The sequence below is a fragment of the Streptomyces sp. CNP082 genome (genome assembly GCF_059570535.1).
On sequence record NZ_JCANSZ010000007.1, the window covers coordinates 178,159 to 199,009 of the forward strand.

20 protein-coding genes are annotated in these 20,851 nt (G+C 75.8%); 13 read left to right on the forward strand and 7 right to left on the reverse strand.

What is annotated here, in order from left to right; genetic code table 11:
• Nucleotides 1-110: 110 nt before the first annotated feature.
• The 4 genes from B124_RS09120 to B124_RS09135 all read left to right on the forward strand — a co-directional run bounded on the left by B124_RS09120 (nucleotide 111) and on the right by B124_RS09135 (nucleotide 5,942).
• On the forward strand, nucleotides 111-944 hold the full coding sequence (locus B124_RS09120; protein WP_496502193.1) for a M55 family metallopeptidase: 834 nt from the start codon (nucleotides 111-113) through the stop codon (nucleotides 942-944).
• Entirely contained in the window at nucleotides 937-2,289 is a 1,353-nt protein-coding gene (locus tag B124_RS09125) for a M20/M25/M40 family metallo-hydrolase (protein ID WP_496502194.1), read from the forward strand. Before B124_RS09120 ends, B124_RS09125 begins: the two co-directional genes overlap by 8 nt.
• Nucleotides 2,290-2,391: 102 nt before the next feature.
• Nucleotides 2,392-5,385, forward strand: a complete 2,994-nt coding sequence (locus tag B124_RS09130) for a prolyl oligopeptidase family serine peptidase (RefSeq protein ID WP_496502195.1) — start codon at nucleotides 2,392-2,394, stop codon at nucleotides 5,383-5,385.
• 44 nt (nucleotides 5,386-5,429) lie between these two features.
• A complete protein-coding gene (locus B124_RS09135) occupies nucleotides 5,430-5,942 on the forward strand; it encodes a DinB family protein (RefSeq protein WP_496502283.1) in 513 nt (170 codons plus the stop codon).
• Between the two features lie 39 nt (nucleotides 5,943-5,981).
• Here B124_RS09135 and B124_RS09140 read toward each other — a convergent pair whose 3' ends face one another.
• Nucleotides 5,982-6,860 (reverse strand): LysR family transcriptional regulator, encoded by an 879-nt coding sequence (locus B124_RS09140; RefSeq protein ID WP_496502196.1) that lies wholly within the window; start codon nucleotides 6,858-6,860, stop codon nucleotides 5,982-5,984.
• A gap of 73 nt (nucleotides 6,861-6,933) precedes the next feature.
• On the opposite strand from B124_RS09140, the gene B124_RS09145 reads away from it, so the two are divergent.
• The 4 genes from B124_RS09145 to B124_RS09160 are packed head-to-tail and all read left to right on the forward strand — an operon-like array spanning nucleotide 6,934 to nucleotide 9,964.
• Nucleotides 6,934-8,460 (forward strand): pyridoxal phosphate-dependent decarboxylase family protein, encoded by a 1,527-nt coding sequence (locus tag B124_RS09145; RefSeq protein WP_496502197.1) that lies wholly within the window; start codon nucleotides 6,934-6,936, stop codon nucleotides 8,458-8,460.
• Nucleotides 8,461-8,470: 10 nt separating this feature from the next.
• Nucleotides 8,471-8,989, forward strand: a complete 519-nt coding sequence (locus tag B124_RS09150) for an endonuclease domain-containing protein (protein ID WP_496502198.1) — start codon at nucleotides 8,471-8,473, stop codon at nucleotides 8,987-8,989.
• Nucleotides 8,990-8,996: 7 nt separating this feature from the next.
• Nucleotides 8,997-9,368 (forward strand): glyoxalase superfamily protein, encoded by a 372-nt coding sequence (locus B124_RS09155; RefSeq protein ID WP_496502199.1) that lies wholly within the window; start codon nucleotides 8,997-8,999, stop codon nucleotides 9,366-9,368.
• 26 nt (nucleotides 9,369-9,394) lie between these two features.
• The gene (locus B124_RS09160; RefSeq protein WP_496502200.1) at nucleotides 9,395-9,964 is read left to right on the forward strand and encodes a GNAT family N-acetyltransferase; all 570 of its coding nucleotides are present in this window, start codon (nucleotides 9,395-9,397) and stop codon (nucleotides 9,962-9,964) included.
• Between the two features lie 3 nt (nucleotides 9,965-9,967).
• Here the strand turns inward: B124_RS09160 and B124_RS09165 are convergent, their stop codons facing one another.
• Both B124_RS09165 and B124_RS09170 read right to left on the reverse strand, forming a co-directional pair.
• Nucleotides 9,968-10,312 carry a VOC family protein gene (locus B124_RS09165; RefSeq protein ID WP_496502201.1) on the reverse strand — a complete coding sequence of 115 codons (345 nt, stop codon included), beginning with the start codon at nucleotides 10,310-10,312 and terminating at the stop codon, nucleotides 9,968-9,970.
• 77 nt (nucleotides 10,313-10,389) lie between these two features.
• Nucleotides 10,390-11,190: a methyltransferase domain-containing protein gene (locus B124_RS09170; RefSeq protein ID WP_496502202.1), complete on the reverse strand. Its 801-nt coding sequence runs from the start codon at nucleotides 11,188-11,190 to the stop codon at nucleotides 10,390-10,392.
• A gap of 163 nt (nucleotides 11,191-11,353) precedes the next feature.
• Here B124_RS09170 and B124_RS09175 point away from each other — a divergent pair, with 163 nt between their 5' ends.
• The 3 genes from B124_RS09175 to B124_RS09185 all read left to right on the forward strand — a co-directional run bounded on the left by B124_RS09175 (nucleotide 11,354) and on the right by B124_RS09185 (nucleotide 14,169).
• A complete protein-coding gene (locus B124_RS09175) occupies nucleotides 11,354-11,596 on the forward strand; it encodes a DUF6158 family protein (RefSeq protein ID WP_496502203.1) in 243 nt (80 codons plus the stop codon).
• 201 nt (nucleotides 11,597-11,797) lie between these two features.
• A complete protein-coding gene (locus B124_RS09180) occupies nucleotides 11,798-13,141 on the forward strand; it encodes an aminotransferase class I/II-fold pyridoxal phosphate-dependent enzyme (protein WP_496502204.1) in 1,344 nt (447 codons plus the stop codon).
• Complete coding sequence (locus B124_RS09185) at nucleotides 13,138-14,169, forward strand: MBL fold metallo-hydrolase (protein ID WP_496502205.1); 1,032 nt, start codon at nucleotides 13,138-13,140, stop codon at nucleotides 14,167-14,169. The genes B124_RS09180 and B124_RS09185 overlap by 4 nt, the downstream gene beginning before the upstream one ends.
• Before the next feature lie 59 nt (nucleotides 14,170-14,228).
• On the opposite strand, the gene B124_RS09190 is transcribed toward B124_RS09185, so the two are convergent.
• Together B124_RS09190 and B124_RS09195 are read right to left on the reverse strand one after the other, a co-directional pair.
• Nucleotides 14,229-14,870 carry a DedA family protein gene (locus B124_RS09190; protein ID WP_496502284.1) on the reverse strand — a complete coding sequence of 214 codons (642 nt, stop codon included), beginning with the start codon at nucleotides 14,868-14,870 and terminating at the stop codon, nucleotides 14,229-14,231.
• 2 nt (nucleotides 14,871-14,872) lie between these two features.
• Nucleotides 14,873-15,655 (reverse strand): MBL fold metallo-hydrolase, encoded by a 783-nt coding sequence (locus B124_RS09195; RefSeq protein WP_496502206.1) that lies wholly within the window; start codon nucleotides 15,653-15,655, stop codon nucleotides 14,873-14,875.
• Nucleotides 15,656-16,101: 446 nt separating this feature from the next.
• On the opposite strand from B124_RS09195, the gene B124_RS09200 reads away from it, so the two are divergent.
• On the forward strand, nucleotides 16,102-18,315 hold the full coding sequence (locus tag B124_RS09200) for a phage holin family protein (protein WP_496502285.1): 2,214 nt from the start codon (nucleotides 16,102-16,104) through the stop codon (nucleotides 18,313-18,315).
• A 36-nt stretch (nucleotides 18,316-18,351) separates the two neighbouring features.
• Here the strand turns inward: B124_RS09200 and B124_RS09205 are convergent, their stop codons facing one another.
• Nucleotides 18,352-19,857, reverse strand: coding sequence for a S1 family peptidase (locus B124_RS09205; protein ID WP_496502207.1), 1,506 nt, complete (start codon nucleotides 19,855-19,857; stop codon nucleotides 18,352-18,354).
• 191 nt (nucleotides 19,858-20,048) lie between these two features.
• Entirely contained in the window at nucleotides 20,049-20,249 is a 201-nt protein-coding gene (locus tag B124_RS09210) for a hypothetical protein (RefSeq protein ID WP_496502208.1), read from the reverse strand.
• 174 nt (nucleotides 20,250-20,423) lie between these two features.
• On the opposite strand from B124_RS09210, the gene B124_RS09215 reads away from it, so the two are divergent.
• Nucleotides 20,424-20,849 carry a hypothetical protein gene (locus B124_RS09215; RefSeq protein WP_496502209.1) on the forward strand — a complete coding sequence of 142 codons (426 nt, stop codon included), beginning with the start codon at nucleotides 20,424-20,426 and terminating at the stop codon, nucleotides 20,847-20,849.
• Nucleotides 20,850-20,851 lie beyond the last annotated feature (2 nt).

Consider the following 20,851-nt stretch of genomic DNA (forward strand, 5'->3'; position numbering starts at 1 on the left):
CATCGAAGTGGCTGGTCGCAGGGCGTTCCAGGGGAGTTGGGGAGGTCTAGACCTCTGTACGTATCCACAGGGGTTTCACCGCTTCGTCCGACCGCGTACCGTGGCTCGTCATGAAGGTCTTGATCAGCGCCGACATGGAGGGGGCCACCGGCGTCACGTGGCCCGCCGACGTGCTTCCCGGCGGCCCGCAGTGGGAGCGCTGCCGGCCCATGTTCACATCCGACGTCAACGCCGCCATCGAGGGCTTCTTCGCCGGCGGCGCCGACGAGGTGCTGGTCAACGAGGCGCATTGGACGATGCGCAATCTGCTGCTGGAGCGGCTCGACGACCGCGCCCAGATGCTCACCGGGCGGCACAAGTCGCTGTCCATGGTCGAGGGCGTCCAGCACGGCGACGTCGACGGCATCGCCTTCGTGGGCTATCACACGGGCGCCGGCGCCGAAGGGGTCCTCGCCCACACCTACCTGGCCAACTCGGTCACCGGCGTCTGGCTCAACGGCGTGCGGGCCAGCGAGGGCCTGCTGAACGCGCACGTGGTCGCCGAGTTCGGCGTCCCGGTGGTGCTCGTCACCGGCGACGACAAGACCGTCGAGGACGCCAAGGGCTACGCGCCCGCGGCCCCCGGCGTCGCCGTCAAGGACTACGTCTCGCGGTACGCCGCGGTGTGCCGCACCCCCGCCCGTACCGCGGCGGACATCCGGGCGGCGGCCACCGAGGCCGCGGCGCTGGCGGTGCGGACGGAGCCGGTGCGCGGCGGGCCGTTCACGGTGGAGCTGGAGTTCGACGCGGAGCACCTGGCCGGCGCGGCCACGGTGGTGCCGGGCGTGACGCCGGCCGGTGAGCGGCGCGTGGCGTACACGACGGAGACCATGTACGAGGGCATCCGCTGCTTCAAGGCGGTCACCACGCTCGTCTCGGCCGCCGTGGAGGAGCAGTATGGCTGACCCGACCCCGCACGGCCCCGGGCCGGATGACGCCGCGCTGGACGAGGTGGTGGGCTTCACCTCCGACCTGATCCGCATCGACACCGTGAACCACGGCGGCGGCGACGGCGTGGAGCGCCAGGCCGCGGAGTACGTCGCGGAGCGGCTCGCCGGCGCCGGCATCGAGCCCACCCTGCTGGAGAAGGCCCCGGACCGGACGAACGTCGTCGCCCGCATCGAGGGCACAGAACCCGGCGCCCCCGCCCTGCTCGTCCACGGCCACCTCGACGTGGTGCCGGCCGAGCCCGCCGACTGGACCGTCCACCCGTTCTCCGGCGAGATCCGCGACGGCGTGGTCTGGGGCCGCGGCGCCATCGACATGAAGAACATGGACGCGATGGTCCTCGCGGTCGTACGGGCCTGGGCCCGCGCCGGCGTCCGCCCCCGCCGCGACATCGTGCTCGCCTTCACCGCCGACGAGGAGGCCAGCGCCGAGTACGGGTCGGACTATCTGGCCGAGGAGCACGCCGCGCTCTTCGACGGCTGCACCGAAGGCATCAGCGAGTCCGGCGCCTTCACCTTCCACGGCGGCAACGGCCTGCGTCTCTACCCCGTCGCGGCCGGCGAGCGCGGCACGGCCTGGCTGCGGCTGACCGCCCGCGGCCGGGCCGGCCACGGCTCGAAGGTCAACGCCGACAACGCCGTCACCCGCCTGGCCGCCGCCGTCGGCCGCATCGGCGAGCACCGCTGGCCCCTGCGGCTGACGCCCACCGTCCGCGCGGCGCTCGTCGAGACGGCCGCGGTGTACGGCATCGAGGTCCGCCCCGAAGAGCTCGACGACCCCGGCTTCGACGTGGACGCGCTGCTCGGCAAGCTCGGCCCGGCCGCCGCCCTCGTCGCCCCCACCGTGCGCAACAGCTCCAACCCCACCGTCCTCGACGCCGGCTACAAGGTGAACGTCATCCCCGGCGGCGCCACCGCCCAGGTCGACGGCCGGATGGTCGCCGGCGGCGAGGAGGAGTTCGCCCGTACGCTCGACGAGCTGACCGGACCGTATGTCGACTGGGAGTTCAGCCACCGCGAGGTGCCGCTCACCGCCCCCGTCGACGCGCCTCTGTACGCCGCGATGCGCGCCTCACTCCAGCGCTTCGACCCCGACGCCCACGTCGTGCCGTACTGCATGTCGGGCGGCACCGACGCCAAGCAGTTCTCCCGCCTCGGCATCACCGGCTACGGCTTCTCGCCGCTGAAGCTTCCCGCCGGCTTCGACTACCAGGAGCTGTTCCACGGCGTGGACGAGCGGGTGCCGGTGGAGGCGCTGCACTTCGGCGTGCGCGTGCTGGACGACTTCCTCAGATCGGCCTGACCCCGCCCCGGCACCCCGCGTGAGAAGCCGGCAACCACCAGCGAGCGCGGCCGGCGAGCCCGCCGGCGCCCCGACCCCCAGCGGAAAGAGACGACGCCGCCCGTGACCACCGCCCCGTACGGCACCTGGCCGTCCCCCCTGACCGCCGCCCTCGCCGCGACCCACGATGGCCGCCCGGAGTATCTGGACACCGTCGGCGACGAGGTGTGGTGGACCGCTCCGCGTCCGCGTGAGGGCGGGCGGCGGGCGCTGGTGCGGCTGCGCCCGGACGGCACCGAGGAGTCGGTGCTGCCCCCGCCGTGGAACGTGCGCAACAGGGTCATCGAGTACGGCGGCCGGCCCTGGGCCGGCGCGCCGCGCGCCACCGGCGGCCCGCTGATCGTCTTCACCCACTTCACCGACCAGCGGCTGTACGCGTACGAGCCCGATGCCGGCGGCGAGCCCCGCCCGCTCACGCCCGTCTCCGCCGTCGGCGGCGGGCTGCGCTGGTGCGACGCCGTCGTGCTGCCGGAGCGCGGCGAGGTGTGGTGCGTGCTGGAGGAGTTCACCGGGCAGGCCCCCACCGACGTACGCCGGGTGCTCGCCGCCGTGCCGCTGGACGGCTCGGCGTCCGCCGACCGCGCCGCGGTGCGCGAGCTGACCGACGACCGGCACCGCTTCGTCACCGGCCCCCGCCTCTCCCCGGACGGCCGGCAGGCCGCCTGGATCGCCTGGGACCACCCCCAGATGCCCTGGGACGGCACGGAACTGCGCGTCGCCGACGTCACCGGCGACGGCCGGCTGGCCGGGGTCACGACGGTGCTCGGCGCCCAGACCGGCTCCGAGGCGGAGTCCGTCGCGCAGGCCGAGTGGCTGCCGGACGGCACGCTGGTGGCCGCCACCGACCGCAGCGGCTGGTGGAACCTGCACCGGGTCGACCCCGCCACCGCCGTGACCAGCGAACTCTGCCCGCTGCCCGAGGAGTTCGCGGACGGGCTGTGGAAGGTCGGGCTGCGCTGGTTCGCCGTCCTCGACAGCGGCCTCGTCGCCACCCTGCACGGCACCGGCGGCACCCGCCTCGGCGTCCTCGACCCCGCCACCGGCGAGCTGGCCGACGTGCCGGGCCCCTGGTCGAACTGGGCGGCGGCGCTCGCCGTCGCCGGCGAACGGGTCTTCGGTCTGGCCGCGAGCCCCGTCACCGGGTACGAGGTCGTCGAGCTGGACACCGCCACCGGCCACACCCGCGTCGCCGGCAACGCCCACGGCGACGCGGTCGACGCGGCCTTTCTGCCGCGGCCCGTCTCCCGCACCTTCACGGGCCCCGGCGGGCGCGAGGTGCACGCCCACGTCTACCCGCCGCACCACCCGGAGTTCACCGGCCCCGAGGACGAGCTGCCGCCGTACGTGATCTGGGCGCACGGCGGCCCCACCGGGCACGTACCGCTCGTGCTCGACCTGGAGATCGCCTACTTCACCTCGCGCGGCATCGGCGTCGCCGAGGTCAACTACGGCGGCTCCACCGGCTACGGCCGCGCCTACCGCGAGCGGCTGCGCGAGCAGTGGGGCGTCGTGGACGTCGAGGACTGCGCCGCGGTCGCCCGCGCGCTGGCCGACGAGGGCACCGCCGACGCCGCCCGGCTGGCGGTCCGCGGCGGCAGCGCGGGCGGCTGGACGACCGCCGCGTCCCTCACCTCGCCGCTGGCCGAAGGGCTGTACGCGTGCGGCACGATCATCTATCCGATCCTCGACCTGGCCGGCTGGGCCACGGACGAGACGCACGACTTCGAGTCGCGCTATCTGGAGTCGCTGGTCGGCCCGTTCGCGGAGGTGCCCCAGCGGTACCGCGAGCGCTCCCCGGTCCACCACGCCGACCGGATCACCGCGCCGTTCCTGCTGCTGCAGGGGCTGGACGACGTGATCTGCCCGCCGGTGCAGTGCGAGCGCTTCCTCGAGGCGGTCGCCGGGCGGGGCGTGCCGCACGCGTACCTCACCTTCGAGGGCGAGGGCCACGGCTTCCGGCGCGCTGACACCCTGATCAGGGCGCTGGAGGCCGAGCTGTCGCTGTACGCGCAGACGTTCGGTTTCGCGGCGCCGGACGTGCCGGCCGTGGACTTGGGCGCGCCCGTGCCCCCGGCCGCCCAGCCCGCCGCCGGGTCTCCCGCCGGGTCCGCCACTCCGGCCACCGGCTCCGCCGTCGCGCTCGCACGCCCCCGCCGGCTGCGACCCGGCGACCGGGTCGCGGTCGTCGCGCCCAGCAGCGGGTTCCCCCGCAAGGACCTGGACGCCGGCATCGAGGTGCTGCGCGGCTGGGGCCTGGACGTGGTCGTTCACCCCACCGCGTACGGCGAGCACGACACCCTGTCCTACCTCGCCGCCGACGACGCCGCCCGCGCCCGCGACTTCGAGCGCGCCTGGTGCGACCCCGAGGTCGCCGCCGTCTTCTCCGGCAGGGGCGGCAACGGCGCGCCCCGCATGCTCGACCACGTCGACTGGGCCGCCCTGCGCGCCGCGGGACCGAAGGTCTACCTGGGCTTCAGCGACGCCACCGCCCTGCACGAGGCCGTCGCCACCCACCTCGGCGTGGCCACCCTGCACGGCCCGATGCCCGCCTGGGCCCCGTTCACCGAGGACGACACCACCCGCGAGCACCTGCGCCGCACCCTCTTCGAGCCGGCGACCGTGCGGCGTCTGACCTCCCCCGGCGCCCGCGCCCTCGTCCCCGGCCGCGCCCGCGGTGTCACCCTCGGCGGCTGCCTCAGCCTGCTGGCCGCCGGCCTCGGCACCCCCGGCGCCCGCGCCGGCGCCGCCGGCGGCATCCTGCTCATCGAGGACCTCGACGAGGAGGACTACCGCATCGACCGCACCCTCACCCAGCTCCGCCGCAGCGGCTGGCTGACCGGTGTCGTCGGCGTCGTCTGCGGCACCTGGGAGGACTGCGGCCCGTACGCGGACATCCGCGCCGTGCTCGCCGACCGGCTCGGCGACCTGGGCGTGCCGGTGCTGGAGGGGCTGGACTTCGGCCACGGCGTCCCCGCCCTCACCGTCCCCCTCGGCGTCCCCGCCGTCCTCGACGCGGACGCCGGCACCCTCACCCTCGACACCCCGGGGCTGGCGTGAGCGGCTTCGCCCGCGCCGCCGCCCCGCCGCCGGACCGGTCGCGGATGCCGATCGACGAACCGGCCCCCGGCTCCCGTTCCGACCCGCGGGAGCTGCTGGACGCGTACCTCGACCACTACCGCGCCGAGGTGCTGCGCAAGCTCGACGGCCTCGCCGAGGAGGAGCTGCGCTCCAGCCGGGTTGCCTCCGGCTGGACGCCGCTGGAGCTGCTGGTCCATCTGACGTGGGTGGAGCGCCGCTGGTTCGAGTGGGGCTTCGCGGCCCGGCCGCTGCCGGACCCGTGGGGCGACCGCGGACCGGAGGACCGCTGGACGGTCCCGGCCGGCGCCTCCGCTCGTGAGCTGAAGGACGCCTTCCGGTCGGCGTGTGCCCGCTCCCGGGAGATCGTCGCCGGCGTCCCGCTGGACCGCACGGCCGCGGCCGGCGGGCGCTTCGCGAGCGCGGAGCAGGCACCGTCGCTGGCGCTGATCCTCTTCCACGTGCTGCAGGAGTACGCGCGCCACGCCGGCCACCTCGACATCGCACGGGAGCTGGCCGACGGCGTCACCGGCGAGTGACGGGGGCAGCGCCGGCGGTGACGCGGTGGCCCGGTGCGGTCAGCCGGTGCCGAGCAGGGCCGTGCGCAGCGCCCGTACGGGGGCGGTGGCGGCGTCCTGTGCACGGTGGGCCAGGGCGAGGGTCAGCTCCCAGCGCGGCAGGTCGGCGACGGGCAACTCGACGAGCGTGCCGGCGGAAAGGTCCGGACCGACCGTCGAGCGGGTCAGCACCCCGACGTGGCTCCCGCGGCGGGCCAGGCTCGCGACGGTCTCGGCGGGCGAGACGGGGTACAGCCGGGTCGACGGCACGGGCGCCGCGCGCAGCAGGTCGAGGAAGCGCGCCGCGCCGTCGCCCCATGTCGTACAGGCCACCGGGTGCGCCGCCAGGTCCCGGATCCGCAGCGGGCCGCCGCCGGTGGCCAGCGGGTGCCCGGGGCAGGTGACGCAGACGACCGGGTCCGTCAGGAACGGCTCCACGGTCAGCGTGTGCGGGTACGGGCCGGGCACCACGAACCCGACGTCGACGGTGTCGTCGTCCAGGCCGCGCACCACCTCCTCGCTGTGCGCGTCCGTACAGGTGACGTCGACGTCCAGCGGCGCAAGCGCGTCGAGCACCCGCGGCACCACGCTCGGCGCGAAGGTGGCGTGCAGGGCGACCCGCACCCGCGGCCGGTCGCGCTCGGCCCGTACCACCGCGACCGCCTCCCCGGCGAGCGCCAGGCACCGCTCGGCGTAGGGCAGCAGCCGCTCGCCGGCCGCGGTGAGCCGCACCCCCCGGCCGCCGCGGACGAACAGCGGGCGGCCCAGGTCCCGTTCGAGCCGGGCCATCCGCTCGCTGACCGCGGGCTGGCTCAGCCGCAGCCGCGCCGCGCCCCGGCCGAAGCTGCCGGCCGCGGCCACCGACCGGAACACCCGCAGATCCTCCAACGACAGCGCCACAGGAAAAGCCTATGTCTTGTCATCGGAAAGAGGCCCCTTCCCTGTCGCCGGGCCCCTTGTGAAGATCGGCCCCATGCACGTACCCATGCACGACGACGACCTGACCGCGGCGACGCTCGCCGTCGAGCACCGGCGTCTGGGCGCCGCCGCGACGCGGCTGGTCGCCGACTACGCCGCCGGGCTCGACGACCTCCCCGTCTGCTCCGGCGCCACCGCGGCAGACCTGCGCGAGCGCTTCGCCGAGCCGCTGCCCGAGCGGGGTGCGGACCCGGTGGAGCTGCTCGAAGCGCTCGCCCGCGACGTCGTCGCCGACGCCACCCACATCTCCAGCCCGCGCTACTTCGGGCTGTTCAACCCGGCGCCGCTGCCCGTCGCCGTCTGGACCGACGCGCTGTGCTCCGCCCTCAACCAGAACGCCGCCGCCTGGCGGCAGTCGCCGACCGCCACGGCGCTGGAGGAGCGCGTGCTGCGCTGGCTGTGCGACCTGCTCGGCTACGGCGACGGCGCGTTCGGCACGCTCACCAGCGGCGGTTCTGAGGCGAACCTCATCGGGCTGAAGTGCGCCCGGGACGCGGCGGCCGGGTCCGCCGCCACCGCGGGGCTCGGCGAGGCGCAGTTGCGTGTGTACGCCTCGGAACAGGCGCACTTCTCGCTGGTCAAGGGCGTGGACGTGCTCGGGATCGGCCGGGAGAACCTGCGTCGTATCGGCACCGACGCGCGCTTCCGCGTCCGCGTCGCCGAGCTGCGCGCCGCCGTCGAGCGGGACCTCGCCGCGGGGCTGCGGCCCGCCTGCGTCGTCGGCGTGGCGGGCACCACGTCCACCGGCGCCGTCGACCCGCTGGCCGAACTCGCCGAGGTGGCCGCGGAGTACGGGCTGTGGTTCCACGTCGACGCGGCGTACGGCGGGGCGCTGGCGTTCTCCCCGGAGCACCGCGGGCTGCTGCAGGGCGTGGCGCGGGCGGACTCGACGACGCTGGACCCGCACAAGTGGATGTTCGTGCCGTTCTCCTGCGGTGCGCTGCTGACCCGCGGCGGCGCGCGGGTGCTGCGGGACGCGTTCGACACCGATCCGGCGTACCTGGACGACCGCCGGGGCGCGGAGGGGCCGCCGGCGGACGGCGCCCCGGATGACGGCCCGCTCGACTTCTTCCGGCTCGGGCAGCTCGGTACCCGGCGCGCCAACGCGCTCAAGCTGTGGGCCGCGCTCGCCGGCCTCGGCCGCGACGGCTACCGGCGCATCGTCGAGCGGCAGGTGGACCTCACCCGGTACCTCGCCGCGGAGCTGGCCGCCGCCGACGGCTTCGAGCCGGTCGGCGACGTGCAGACCGCGGTGTGCTGCGTGCGCTACCTGCCCGCGGCGGTACGCCGGGCGCCGGCCGGGACGCGGGACGCGGTGCAGCGCGCGCTCCAGCAGCGCCTTGAGCGCGGCGGGCGGGCGTGGGTGGCGACCACGGTGCTCGACGGGCGGCGGGCGCTGCGGATCAACGTCAACGGGTTCCTCACCCGCCGGGAGCACGTGGCCGAACTCGTCGCGCTGCTGCGGGCGGAGGGCCCGCGGGCGGCGGCCGAGGTCGGTGGCGATGTCAGTGCCGGGCCGTAGCGTTGCGGACATGAGCAGCCTGCCGCGGCCGGACAGTGAGGTCCCCGCCTGTCACGAGTGGATGCCGCCCGCCCCGGCGCCCGCGGGGCCGGGCGGTGCGCTCGGGGCGATACGGCGGTGGCAGGACGGCCGGTGTGCGGTCTGCGGGCTGCGGTCCGCCCGGCTCGTCATCGACCACCATCACGTCTCCGGGCTGGTCCGCGGCCTGCTCTGCGAGTCGTGCAACGTCGCCGAGGGCCGCCGCACGTCGTACTACGCCGAGCCGTACGCCTCGTACCGCCGTCGGCCGCCCGCGCTGATCGTCGGCCTCACCGAGCGCTACCCCCACTGGCGCCCGAACGCCTACCACTACGTCCTCGGCGACCCTCCCGACGACCCCGCGCTCGCCGCCCGCGTGCTGGACCACCTCATCCGCCACCCGCCCCGGCGCCCCACCGGACGCCCGGTCGAGATCCCCGGGCTGCCCGGCCACTACCTGGTGGGAGACGGGATGCGCCGTCTCGCCGAGCGGCTGGCGGCGGGGGCATAGTGGAGACATGACAGTCCTCTTCCGGCGTACCGTACCGGTCTTCCGCATCTTCGACATCGCGAAGGCCCGCGAGTTCTACGTCGACTACCTGGGCTTCACGGTCGACTGGGAGCACAGGTTCTCCGACGGCTTCCCGCTGTACATGCAGGTCTCCCGCGGCGATCTCACGCTCCACCTGAGCGAGCACCACGGCGACGCCAGCCCCGGCGCCACCGCCTACGTGGAAGTCGACGGCGCGGGGGAGCTGCACGCCGAGCTGAAGGCCAAGGACTACCCGTATCTCAAGCCCGGGCTCGAAGAGGACGCCGCCATCGGCACGATCCTGGAGCTGACCGACCCCTTCGGCAACCGGCTCCGGTTCGTCCAGCCGAATCCCTGACCAGCGCCGGGGCGTAGACTCTCCCGGTGCCCGAGAACGACGTCACCGCAGCCGGCGCCCGTACCGCGATCCGCCCTCCGCGCCCCGCGGACGAGCAGGAGTTCCTGGACCGCGCGCGGGCCAGCGCAGAGCTTCACCGCCCGTGGCTGTCCCCGCCCGCCACCCCCGCCGCCTACCGCGCCTACCTGGAGCGGCTCACCGAGCCGCAGACCGAGGAGTTCCTCGTCTGCGAGCGGGAGTCCGGCGCCATCGCCGGCTTCGTCAACATCAACGCCATCGTGCGCCGCGCGTTCTGCAGCGGCGCCCTCGGCTACGGGGCCTTCGTCCCGTACGCCGGCCGCGGCCTGATGTCCGAGGGCCTCGGCCTCGTGATGCGCCACGCCTTCACCCATCTCGGCCTGCACCGCCTGGAGATCAACGTCCAGCCGGGCAACGCGGCCTCCATCGCGCTGGCCAAGCGCGCGGGCTTCCGGCTGGAGGGCTTCTCGCCGGACTACCTGTTCATCGACGGCGCCTGGCGCGACCACGAACGCTGGGCGCTGACCGTCGAGATGACCGGTATCCAGGTCGCTCCCGGGAGCGGCGCCCCGCGGTAGCGGTCAGCGGCGGTCGACGTACTCGAAGATGCTGCCGTCGGGGTGGCGCGCCACCATGTTGCGCCCGATCGGCGTCTCCGAGGGGCCCGCGACGATCTCGGCGCCGACCGAGCGGAGCGTCGCGTACGCCTCCGCCACGTCCTTGACCGCCAGCGTCGCGGTGATTCTGCGCAGCACGTCCAGGGTCTGCGGCGGGCCGGACATCAGCAGGAAGCAGCCGACCGCCGCGACGGAGACGCCCGCCTGCGAGAAGCGCTGTGCCTGTTCGCCGGTCAGCGTCTCGTACGTGGCGACGGCGGACTCCAGGTCGTCCACGCAGATGCGCAGTGAGGTGCCGAGGATCTCCATGGGGAGAGTCTAGGGGCGGCGAACCCCGCGGCGGTGCCGGGCCGTTGGAGCGGCTACGGGCCGGCTCCCCCGCGCCGTCACGGCACCCGGCAGAGCACCTCGCCGTGCAGCACCGCGAACCACGCGCCGTCCGCCGCGCCCCACTCCCGCCAGCCGGCCGCGATCCGCGCCAGCGCCGCCGCGTCCGCGTGCCCGCCGTCGAGGGCGAGGCGGGCGTACGACGAGGCCGTCGTGCGGTCGGCCCACGACCCGCTCCACCACGCGCGCTCCGGCTCCGAGGCGTAGCACCACGTGCTCGCCGACGCCGTGACGTCCTCGAACCCCGCCTCGCGGGCCCACGCCAGCAGCCGCCGCCCCGCGTCCGGCTCGCCGCCGGAGGAGCGGGCCACCCGGCGGTAGGTGTCCAGCCAGTCGTCGAGGGCGGGCACGTCGGGGTACCAGGTCATCGCCGCGTAGTCCGCGTCGCGCGCGGCGACGAGACCGCCGGGCCGGCACACCCGCCGCATCTCCGCCAGCGCCCGCACCGGGTGGGCGAGGTGCTGGAGCACCTGGTGGGCGTGGACCACGTCGAACGAGTCGTCCGGGAAGTCCAGCGCCTCGGCGTCGGCGACGGCGAACTCCACGTTCGTCACGCCCCGTTCGGCCGCCGCCGCACGCGCCTCCGCGAGGATCCCGGGCTGCGCGTCCACGGCCGTCACGCGGCCGTGCGGCACGAGGGCGGCGAGGTCGGCGGTGATCGTGCCGGGTCCGCAGCCGAGGTCGAGGACGTGCATGTGCGGGCGCAGTTCGCCGGTCAGGTACGCCGCCGAGTTGGCGGCCGTGCGCCAGCGGTGCGAGCGGAGCACCGAGTCGTGGTGTCCATGCGGGTAAACGGCCATGTGCGGCAGCGTAGCCCCGGTCTCGTATGACGAGAAGTATCGTCTCGCGATACGGGCAGTAGATGCGTGCCCCGTGACTGGCCGGGTGCCGCCCGGGTAGCAGCGGGACCGGGATTGCCCGATCCTGGGAGACGGAGACAGCCGGCGCGAAGGAGAGCCGCAGATGGGCGAGAGCGACCGGCGCCGGGGCGGTATCGCCCCCGCGCGGCTGACCGACCAGCAGTTGATCAGGGAGCTGGAGACCATCCACCGCACCCGCCACGACACGCTGCTGCACGGCTCGGCGGCGGCACTGGCCGTGCACAACACCCGCATGGCGCAGCTCGAAGGCGAGTACCTGAGCCGGCACCCCGAGCGGGCCGTCGCCCTCGGCCGCACCCGTGCGGGCGCGCGCGAGCGGGGCTGAGGGACCGCAGCGGCGCCGAGGCGGTGAGCGGGGCGCACGGGCCGGCCGCGCAGGCGGTGCACGCCGTGCGTCCCGCCCGGAGCGCACCTCACCTGACCAGGCGCGCAGCGCATCGCGCCGGCAGCCGCACGATCTGGGACAGTGGGAGAGATCCGCACTCTTGTGAGCGCCCGAAGGGCGCGTGACGGCGGGAGGTGGCGCATGCAGCAAGCCGTCCCCGACGCCGGTCTGCCGCCGCCCGCGGAACTCGTCGACGGCTTCGCCCGTGCCGCCACCGCCGCCCCCGGGCCGCCCGGCGGCGGGCCCGGGGTCCGCGCCGCCGCGGCGGGCTACTGGCACCGCCGCGGCCTGGTCACCGACCCCGGGCAGACCGCCGCCGCCCCCGGCGGGGCAGCGCTGCTCCTCGCCCTGGTCGCCGCGGTCGGCGGTGAGGTGCTGCTGCCCCGCCCCTCGGCGTCCTGGTACGCGCCGCAGCCGGGGATCCTCGGCCACACCGTGCACCGCGTGCCCACCACCGCCGAGTCCGGCGGCGCCCCCGATCCGGTCGCGCTGCTGGAGACCGTGCGCCGGGTACGGGCCGAAGGCGGCGATCCGCGGCTGCTGCTGCTCTCCGTCGCCGACGACCCCACCGGGACCGTGCCGCCGCCGGAGCTGGTGCACGAGGCGTGCGAGGCCGCGGCCGGGGAGGGGCTGCTCGTCGTCAGCGACGAGACGTACCGCGACACGCTGCACGACCCGCACGCCACCGTGCTCGTCAGCCCCGCCGAGATGCTGCCAGACGACGTCGTCGTACTCGTCGACCTCGGCGGCTCGCTCACCCCGCCCGGCTGGCCCGCCGCCGTCGCCCGCCTTCCCGCCACCCGGGCGGGCGGTACGCTCCAGACCGCCGCGCTGGCCGTGCTCGGCAGCGCCGTGCCCCCGCTGCCGCCGCCCGTCGAGGCCGCCGCCGCGGCGGCGCTGGCCGAGCCGCCCGCCGTCACCGGCCGGCTGGCCGCCGGGATCCGGCTGCACGCGGTGCTCACCGAGGCCGTACGCGACGTGCTGACCGCCGCGGGCGCGCTGGTCCGCCCGCCGCAGGCCGGCTACCACGTGTACGCGGACCTCGAAGCGCTCCGCCCGGAGCTGGCCCGCGGCGGCGTCGTGGACGCCGTGGACCTGGAGTCCGCCGTCGTCCGCGGCCTGGGCTCCGGCGTCCGCGCCCGCGCGGTCGGCGGCGCGCAGCGCTTCGGCGACGACCTGACCGCGCTGCGGCTGCGGGTGGCGACGGCGCCGCTGCTCGGCGATGCCGGCGGGGCGCACGCCGCCGCCCTCGCCTCGGCCCACGCCCGGCCGCCCGCCGCCGCCGCGACCACCCTGACGCCCGCCGTACCGGCCGCGGAAGCCCCTGCGCTGCAAACCCCCGCCGGGGAAGTCCCCGCCGGCGGAGTCCCGGCCGGCGGAGCCCCGGCCGTCGAGCCGCCGGACCCCGCCCGATGGCCGCAGGTGGCCGAGGCGTTGAGATCCCTCGGATCAGCCCTCACCGAGCTGACAGGAGCCCGCCGTTGACCAGCCAGTCACAGCGGACGGGAGCCGCCAGCCCCGCCGCGCCGACCGAGCGCTCCGCCCCGAAGCCGCGCCCCCTCGGCGAGATCCGCCGCTGGCCGCGGTCCTTCACCGACCGCCTCAACGCTCCCCTCCCCGGCATCGGCATGCTCGCCCGGCTGGCCCGCACCCGCCAGTTCCGCCCCGCTCCCCGGGCCCTCGAAGAGATCCCCGACCTGCCCTTCGAACCCGGCCCGCTGCCCGCGGCGGGCCCGGCCACCATCGCCGTCACCTGGGCCGGGCACGCCAGTTGGGTGCTGCGCATCGGCGGCCTGACCGTGCTCACCGACCCGCTGTGGTCCCGGCGGATCCTCGCCACCCCTGCCCGCGTCACCCCCGTCGGCGTGCGCTGGGAGGACCTGCCGCCCGTGGACGCCGTCGTCCTCTCCCACAACCACTACGACCACCTCGACCGCCCCACCCTGAAGCGACTGCCGCCCACCACCCCGCTGTTCGTGCCCGCCGGGCTGGCCCGCTGGTGCCGCCGGCGCGGCTTCACCCGGGTCACCGAGCTGGACTGGTGGGAGGCCGCGGAGCTGCCCGCGCCCGGCGGACCCGTGCGCTTCGACTTCGTACCGGCGCACCACTGGAGCAAGCGCACGCTGACCGACACCTGCCGCACGCTGTGGGGCGGCTGGGTCCTCACCGACGGCTCCGGCCGGCGCGTCTACTTCGCCGGCGACACCGGCTACGGCCACTTCTTCGAGGAGATCGGCCACCGCCTGCCGGGCATCGCCGTCGCGCTGCTGCCCATCGGCGCGTACGCGCCCCGCTGGATGCTGGGGCCGGTGCACATGGACCCCGAGGAGGCGGTGCGCGCCTGCGGGGACACGGGCGCGCGGCGGCTGGCGCCGATGCACTTCGGCACGTTCCTGCTGTCGGCGGAGCCGCCGCTGGAGCCGCTCACGCGGGTGCGGGCGGCGTGGGAGCGCACGGGCAGGCCGCGGGCGGACCTGTGGGACCTGCCGGTGGGGGCGTCGCGGGTGCTGTGAAGGCGGTACGGGCCGGGCGGCGCGTACCCCGGCCGCGTGGCTGCCTGGGCGCGTACCGGCTACGCGCCCCGCGCGCGGCCGTCGCCGCGCACCCGGCGCCACACCGGCGGCGCCACGCTGATCAGCACCGTCAGCCCCACCGCCGCCGCCACCCCCTGCCACGGCTCGGGGAACAGCGAACCGCCGAGGATGCCGATCAACTGGTACGTGGCCGCCCACGCCAGACAGGCGGGGAAGTTGCCGCGGACGAACGTGCGCAGGGGCATCCGCGCCAGCAGGCACGCCAGCATCACCGGGATCCGCCCGGCGGGCAGCAGCCGCGACAGCACCAGCACGGAGATCCGGTGCCGCTCCAGCTTCCGCTGCGCGCTCGCCAGTTGCCCGGGGGCGACCCGCTCGCGCAGCCGGTCCAGCCAGCGCGACCCGTTGCGCGAGCGCACGCCGCGCCCGCCCAGCCAGTACAGGGCCACGTCGCCGAGGAAAGCGGCGGTCGAGGCGGTGGCGAACACCAGCAGGAGCGCGTACGGAGCCTCCTGGTGGAACGCGACGACGGCGGCGGAGCTGACCACGGCGCCCGTCGGCACCACGGGCACCAGCGACCCCACGAGCACGAGGAGGAACAGCGACGGATAGCCCACCGCCTGCTGCGCGTGGGCCACGTCGCGGCCGGCGGCGAGCAGCGCGGGCGTCGCGTTCGGCACCCTCAACGGGCCGCCTCCAGCCGCATGCCCTCGCCGTGCCGCAGCCGGTGCACCGCCACCTCGGGGGCCAGCGCCGCGGCCCGGCGGACGAAGTCGTGGCCGGGGGCGTGGAACTCGTGCGGGCGGACCGCGTCCATGCCGATCGGCCAGTACGTGCCGTAGTGCACCGGCACCGCCGCGCGCGGCGCCAGTTCCGCCAGCGCCTCGGCGGCGCGGCCGGGGTCGAGGTGCCCGTGGCCGAGGAACGGCCCCCAGCCGCCGACGGGCAGCAGCGCCACGTCGCACGCGCCCACGGCGCGGGCCATGCCGTCGAAGAGGCCGGTGTCGCCGGCGAAGTAGGTGCGGGCCTCGCCCTCGAAGACGTAGCCCAGCGCGGGGGCGGTACGCGTCCCGTACGGCCAGCGGCGGCCGTCGTGCGCGGCGGGCACGGCGCGGATCGTCAGCGGCCCGGCGGCGACCTCGTCCCCCGGGCGCACCTCGGTCACCGGCAGCCCCCGCGAGGCGGCGAGCCGCCCGAGACCGGGCACCGCGGCCCGCGCCCCGTGCGGCACCACGAGCCGGGTGCCGGACGCCAGCCGGGCCAGGGACGGCAGGTGGAGGTGGTCGGAGTGCAGGTGGGAGACGACCACGACATCGGCGATCGCGGCCGACGGCGGCGGCAGCGCGCCGCGGCGCCGCCGCAGGTGCATCAGCCGCCCCGCGAACAGCGGGTCGGTCAGCACCCGCACCCCCGAGTCCCGCACGGTCACGGTGGCATGTCCCCACCACGTGATCTCGACCGGCAACGCCCGCTCCCTCCGCCACCACCTGCCCCGGCCCCACCGAGGGTACGGCGTCCTGCGCGCACGGCGGGGCGCCGCGGGGCCGGGCGGAACCGCCCGCCGCGCGGCTGTGGAAGGCTGGTACGACAGGAGCGGAGGTGAGGCAGCGCATGGCAGAGCCGCGGAAGTCGCCCGGCGAGGACACGGGACCGGGCGGGGGGCCCGTGTCCGCGGAGAACGCGGAGAACGCGGAGAACGCGGAGAACGCGGAGAACGCGGAACCCGGATCCCGCACGGACGCCGGACCTCCGTCCCCTGCCGGGCCGGACCCCGGGTCACCCGCGGACCCCGCCGCCGGCTCGCGCGCGGGCCTGACGGCCCTGCGGGCCGCGACCACGCGCAAGGGTCGGCGCGCCGCTGCCCGCGGCCTGGGCCGGATCGTCGTCGTGTGGGCTGTCAGCACGGTGACGATGCTCATCCTCGCCGCCGCCCTGCCCGACTTCCGGCTCCAGTCGCCCGACGGCGACAGCGCCACCCACATCGCCGTCACCGCCGCCGCCGGCGCCGGCGCCTTCGGCGTGCTCTCCGCGCTGGTGTGGCCTCTGCTCGTACGGGCCCTGCTGCTGGTCCCCGCGTTCGTGCTCGGCCTGCTCGTCTTCTTCCTCAACGGCTCCCTGCTGCTGATCGCGCTCAGCCTCAACCCCACCGGCCGCGGCGAGGCCAACCCGGAGACCGCCGTCGTCGTCGCCGCGGTGATGTCAGCCGCGTCCTCCGCCACCAGCACGGCGCTCACCGTCCGCGACGACGGCGCGTACCGCCGCCGGCTCGCCCGGCTCGCGTACCGCCGCGGCGCCCCCGCGGTCTCCCCGGACGCCGGCCCCGGCACCCCTGGCACCCCTGGGATCGTATTCCTCCAGCTCGACGGCGTCGGCCACGACGTGCTGCACGCCGCGCTGCAGGAGCGCGAGCGCGCCGGCGGGCGCAGCCTCGGCGGGCAGCGGCTGCTCGCCCACCGGCTGCCGCCGGTGATGGAGACCGTCGCCTCCTGGCACGGCACCAGCCACCGGCTCATTCCCTGGCGCACCGACTGGTCCAGCCAGACCGGGGCCAGCCAGCTCGGCATCCTGCACGGCACCAACGAGGACGTGCCCGCGTTCCGCTGGTACGAGAAGGAGACCGGCGAGGTGCGGGTGTGCAGCCACCCCTCCACCGCGCTGGAGCTGGAGCGCCGGGCCACCGCCCGCGCCGCCCGCGCCGGCGATGCCGCCGATTCCGCCGATTCCGCGGAGGACGCCGATTCCGCGGAAGACGCCGACAGCGCCGGTGCCGCCCGCGCCGCCGGCTCCGCCGGTGAGCAGGCCACCGCGCCCCGCGGGCTGCTGGCCACCGGCGCACCCGGGGACACCGCCAGCCGCGGGAACCTGTTCACCGGCGGCGCCACCCAGCTCGCCCTGGTGCTGTCCGTCGCCGTCCGGCGCAAGAAGAAGACCCGCTCCCGCGCCGGGTACTTCGCCTACTTCTCCGACCCCGCCAACGCCTCCCGCACCTTCGCCTCCTTCGTCGCCGAGGCCGGCCGCGAGGTGTTCCAGTCGCTGCGCTCCCGGCTGCGCCGGGAGACGCCGCGCGTCGGCCGCGGCGGGCTGTACCCTTTCGTCCGCGCCTTCGCCACCGTCGTCTCCCGGGACGTCGTCGTGGCCGCCGTCATAGGCGACATGCTCGCGGGGCGCACGGCGGTCTACGCCGACCTCGTCGCGTACGACGAAGTGGCCCACTACGCGGGTCCGCACCACCGCGACACCCACCAGGTGCTGCGCCGCCTCGACCGCTCCGTCGCGCTCATCGCCAAGGCCGCCGAGCACGCCCCGCGCCCGTACCGCATCGTGCTGCTGTCGGACCACGGCCAGAGCCACGGCCCGACGTTCGCCGCGACGTACGGCCTGACGCTGCAGGATCTGGTACGCGCCGGCTGCGGGCTGCCCGTCTCGCGGCGGAGGGGCAGGACCGGGAGCGGCGCCGAGGCGCGCACCGCCGCCCGCGCCGCGCTGCGCCGGCCGGAGCGCCCCGAGGACGTGCACGGCGGCGGCCGGCGCGGTCTGGAGCCCGTGGTGCTCGGCTCCGGGAACCTGGGCCTGGTGTCCTTCCCCGAACTGCCCGGCAGGGCCAGCCGGGAGACGATCGAGCGCCGCCACCCGGCGCTGCTGCCGGCGCTGACGGAACACCCCGGGGTGGGCTTCGTGCTGGTGCACTCCGAGGAGCACGGGCCGGTGGTCCTCGGCGCGGACGGCGCGGAGCACCACCTGCAGACCGGCAAGGTCGTCGGCATCGACCCGCTGCTGCCGTTCGGGCCCGGCGCCGCCGGGACGGTGCTGCGCACCGCGCACTTCCCGCACGCCGCGGACCTCATGGTCAACTCCGCGTACGACCCGGAGACGGACACCGTGCACGCCTTCGAGGACCAGGTCGGCTCGCACGGCGGCCTCGGCGGCGAGCAGAGCCGGGCGTTCCTGCTCTGGCCGGAGGGGCTGACGCCGCCGGTGCCGCCGGGGGAGACGCTGGCGGGTGCGGAGTCGGTGCATCACGTGCTGCGCCGCTGGATAGGCGAGTGCGGCGGCCCGGTGGTGCGCAGGGCCGCCGCCGCGGAGGTGCACCCGCCCGCCGCCGGGGACCGGCAGCGGGCGGGCTGAGCACGTCGGTTCTGAGCAGGTCGGCTCCAGCGTGCGCTACGGCGTGCTGATGCCGAGCGTGTACGAGCCGGAGCCGCTGTAGGCGTGGATCTCCCAGCGGTAGTAGCCGGCCGTGCCGTTGTAGCTGACGTCCTCGTTCTCGGTCGGGCTGATCCCCTCGGCCACGTCGACCCAGTTGTACCCGTTCCACTTCTGCAGGTAGAGGTCGAAGTCGGTGCCGCTGGGGCCGCGCAGGCAGCCGACGTGGGTGCCGGAGCTGGTGGACTGGTAGTACGTGCCGTCCGGCTCGAAGCTGGACTGGTTGCTGCTCAGCGAACCCTGGTACTGCTCCTCGGCGGCGTCGCAGCCGGTGGGCGGCGGCTCTTCGCCGCCGTCGCCGGTGACGAGGGTCAGGCCGTAGTTGCTGAGGATGGGGTTGACCGGGAAGTAGAACGTCGTACCGCCGGAGGTGCAGTTGCCGGAACCGCCGGAGGTGACGCCCTGCGCCTGGTCGCCGGAGATGTACGAGCCGCCGGAGTCACCGGGCTCGGCGCACACGCTGGTGCGGGTCACGCCGTTGATGGTGCCCTCCGGGTAGGTCACCGAGGTGTTGTGCTGCTGGATCGTGCCGCAGTGCCAGCCGGTCGTCGAACCGGAGCGGCAGATCGAGGAGTTCACGGGGGCCTGGGTGGAGCCCTCGACGGTGACGTTGGCGCCGCCGGAGCCCTTGACGTACGGCGTCGGGGTCCAGTTGCTGTTGGTGGCCACCCACGCCATGTCGCTGCCGGGGAACACGGAGCCCTGGAAGGTGCCCTGCGCGACCTGGTTGTAGCCGGTGGTGGAGGCGCCGGCGTCACCGCAGTGGCCGGCGGTGACGAAGCCGTTCTGGCTGCCGCGGGTGACGCTGAAACCGACGGAGCAGCGGCTGGAGTTGTTGATGTAGTACGCGTCGCCGCCGCGTATGTCGTACAGCGGGCGCGGGTTGTCGGTGGCCTTCACCACGCGGACGAGGTCGCGGTCGACACCGGCCGCCTTCAGGAACGCGGCGGTGGCGGACCGGTCGGCGCTCTGCACGACGACCTCGTTGCGCATCACGTCGACCGCCCAGACGGGCGTGGCGCGGGGGGTGTCGCGCTGCGCGGCGCGGTCCAGCAGGCCCATGGCGGCGTCGAGTTCGGCCACGCTGTGCTCGACGAGTTCGGCGGTGGCCCCGCCGCGCTCGATGGCGTCCAGCGCCGCGGCGTCGGTGGTCGCCACGACGAGTTCGGCGGACTCGCCTGTCAGCCAGGAACCGCCGAAGCGGCCGTCGAGGCTCTTGCGCAGGGTGTTCTCGGCCGGGAGTGCCGCCGCCTCGCGGGCGAGCCGTTCCCCGGCCTGGGCGGGGGAGAGCCCGAGGTCCCGCTGCATCGCCTTGAGCATCCCCGGGGGTACGTCGGGGGCGGCGACCGCGGCGGGCTCTTCCGGGATGGGGGTACCGCCGGCCGATGTGGCCGGGACCAGTGCAATGGCGAGGGATGCGAGCAAGGCGGTGGCGCCCGCGCCCAGGGACCATCTTCGGTGCATGGGTACTCCTCGTGTGTCGGGGGTGACTGCACAGTAGCCGCAGTTTCGCTCGTCGTGAACCTGTCAAAACGAGCCTCTTTCGGTCCGCCGGTCCCGGAGTGCGGACATCCCGGCCGCGCCGCGCACCGCCGCCGGGCGCCCCGCCGGGACTGCCGGTGCCCGCGGCCGAGTGCCCGGCGGGGCCCGCCGGTTCAGCCCGCCGTGCCGTACCCGGGGTGGGTGGCCAGCCACTTCGCGTAGACCGGGTTGCGCCGCGCCGCCTCCGCGTGCGCCGCCCGCGCGTACATCACCACCGCCGGCGCCGTGCCCGCCGCCGGCGACTCCGGGTGCCAGCCGATGAGGTGCCGCCAGCTCAGCGTTTCAGGAGGGGGGAGACCCGTTCGGCATCTCAACGTCGAAGGACAGGGCCGTGCCCGGCACCGAGAGCAGCACCGGTGCTTACCCCGCAGGTAATCGACTCGCGGGGCGGCGGCGGGCACCGTAGGGGCAGCGGAGCCCGGACCGGCGCACTCCGGCCCGGGTTCCGGCTCTGACCAGTGCCGATGTCGACCGGAGGGTGATCCGCCATGTCCGCAGCCGTCTCCCCGACCACCGCCGCCGCACCGCAGCTCACGCTCCGCCGCTGGCTGGGCCTCGACGCCCTCGTCACCGGCGCCAACGGGCTGGCGTACCTGGCACTGTCCGGTCCCGTCTCCGACCTGCTGGGCGTGGACCGCGGGCTGCTGCTCGTGCTGGGCGCGGTGCTCGCCGTCTACGCCCTCGACGTCGCCTGGATCGCCCGCAGGCCCGGGCCGCCGGCGCGGCTGGTGGCGCTGGTGGTCGACGTCAACGTCGCGTGGGCGGTGGCGAGCGCCGTCGTCCTCGCCACCGGCGCCCTCGGCCCGACGACCGCCGGGAAGGTGTGGATCCCGCTGCAGGCGGCGGTGGTGCTGGGCTTCGCCGTCATGCAGTACAGCCTGCTGCGCGGCGTCCGGGCCGCGGCCGGGCGCTGACC

Coding starts and splice junctions, on each gene's coding strand:
- B124_RS09155 (WP_496502199.1), top strand. CDS start 8,997: ATGACAGTCCTCTTCCGGCGTACCGTACCGGTCTTCCGCATCTTCGAC.
- B124_RS09180 (WP_496502204.1), top strand. CDS start 11,798: ATGCAGCAAGCCGTCCCCGACGCCGGTCTGCCGCCGCCCGCGGAACTC.
- B124_RS09125 (WP_496502194.1), top strand. CDS start 937: ATGGCTGACCCGACCCCGCACGGCCCCGGGCCGGATGACGCCGCGCTG.
- B124_RS09200 (WP_496502285.1), top strand. CDS start 16,102: ATGCTCATCCTCGCCGCCGCCCTGCCCGACTTCCGGCTCCAGTCGCCC.
- B124_RS09145 (WP_496502197.1), top strand. CDS start 6,934: ATGCACGTACCCATGCACGACGACGACCTGACCGCGGCGACGCTCGCC.
- B124_RS09165 (WP_496502201.1), bottom strand. CDS start 10,312: ATGGAGATCCTCGGCACCTCACTGCGCATCTGCGTGGACGACCTGGAG.
- B124_RS09135 (WP_496502283.1), top strand. CDS start 5,430: ATGCCGATCGACGAACCGGCCCCCGGCTCCCGTTCCGACCCGCGGGAG.
- B124_RS09150 (WP_496502198.1), top strand. CDS start 8,471: ATGAGCAGCCTGCCGCGGCCGGACAGTGAGGTCCCCGCCTGTCACGAG.
- B124_RS09205 (WP_496502207.1), bottom strand. CDS start 19,857: ATGCACCGAAGATGGTCCCTGGGCGCGGGCGCCACCGCCTTGCTCGCA.
- B124_RS09170 (WP_496502202.1), bottom strand. CDS start 11,190: ATGGCCGTTTACCCGCATGGACACCACGACTCGGTGCTCCGCTCGCAC.
- B124_RS09120 (WP_496502193.1), top strand. CDS start 111: ATGAAGGTCTTGATCAGCGCCGACATGGAGGGGGCCACCGGCGTCACG.
- B124_RS09175 (WP_496502203.1), top strand. CDS start 11,354: ATGGGCGAGAGCGACCGGCGCCGGGGCGGTATCGCCCCCGCGCGGCTG.
- B124_RS09215 (WP_496502209.1), top strand. CDS start 20,424: ATGTCCGCAGCCGTCTCCCCGACCACCGCCGCCGCACCGCAGCTCACG.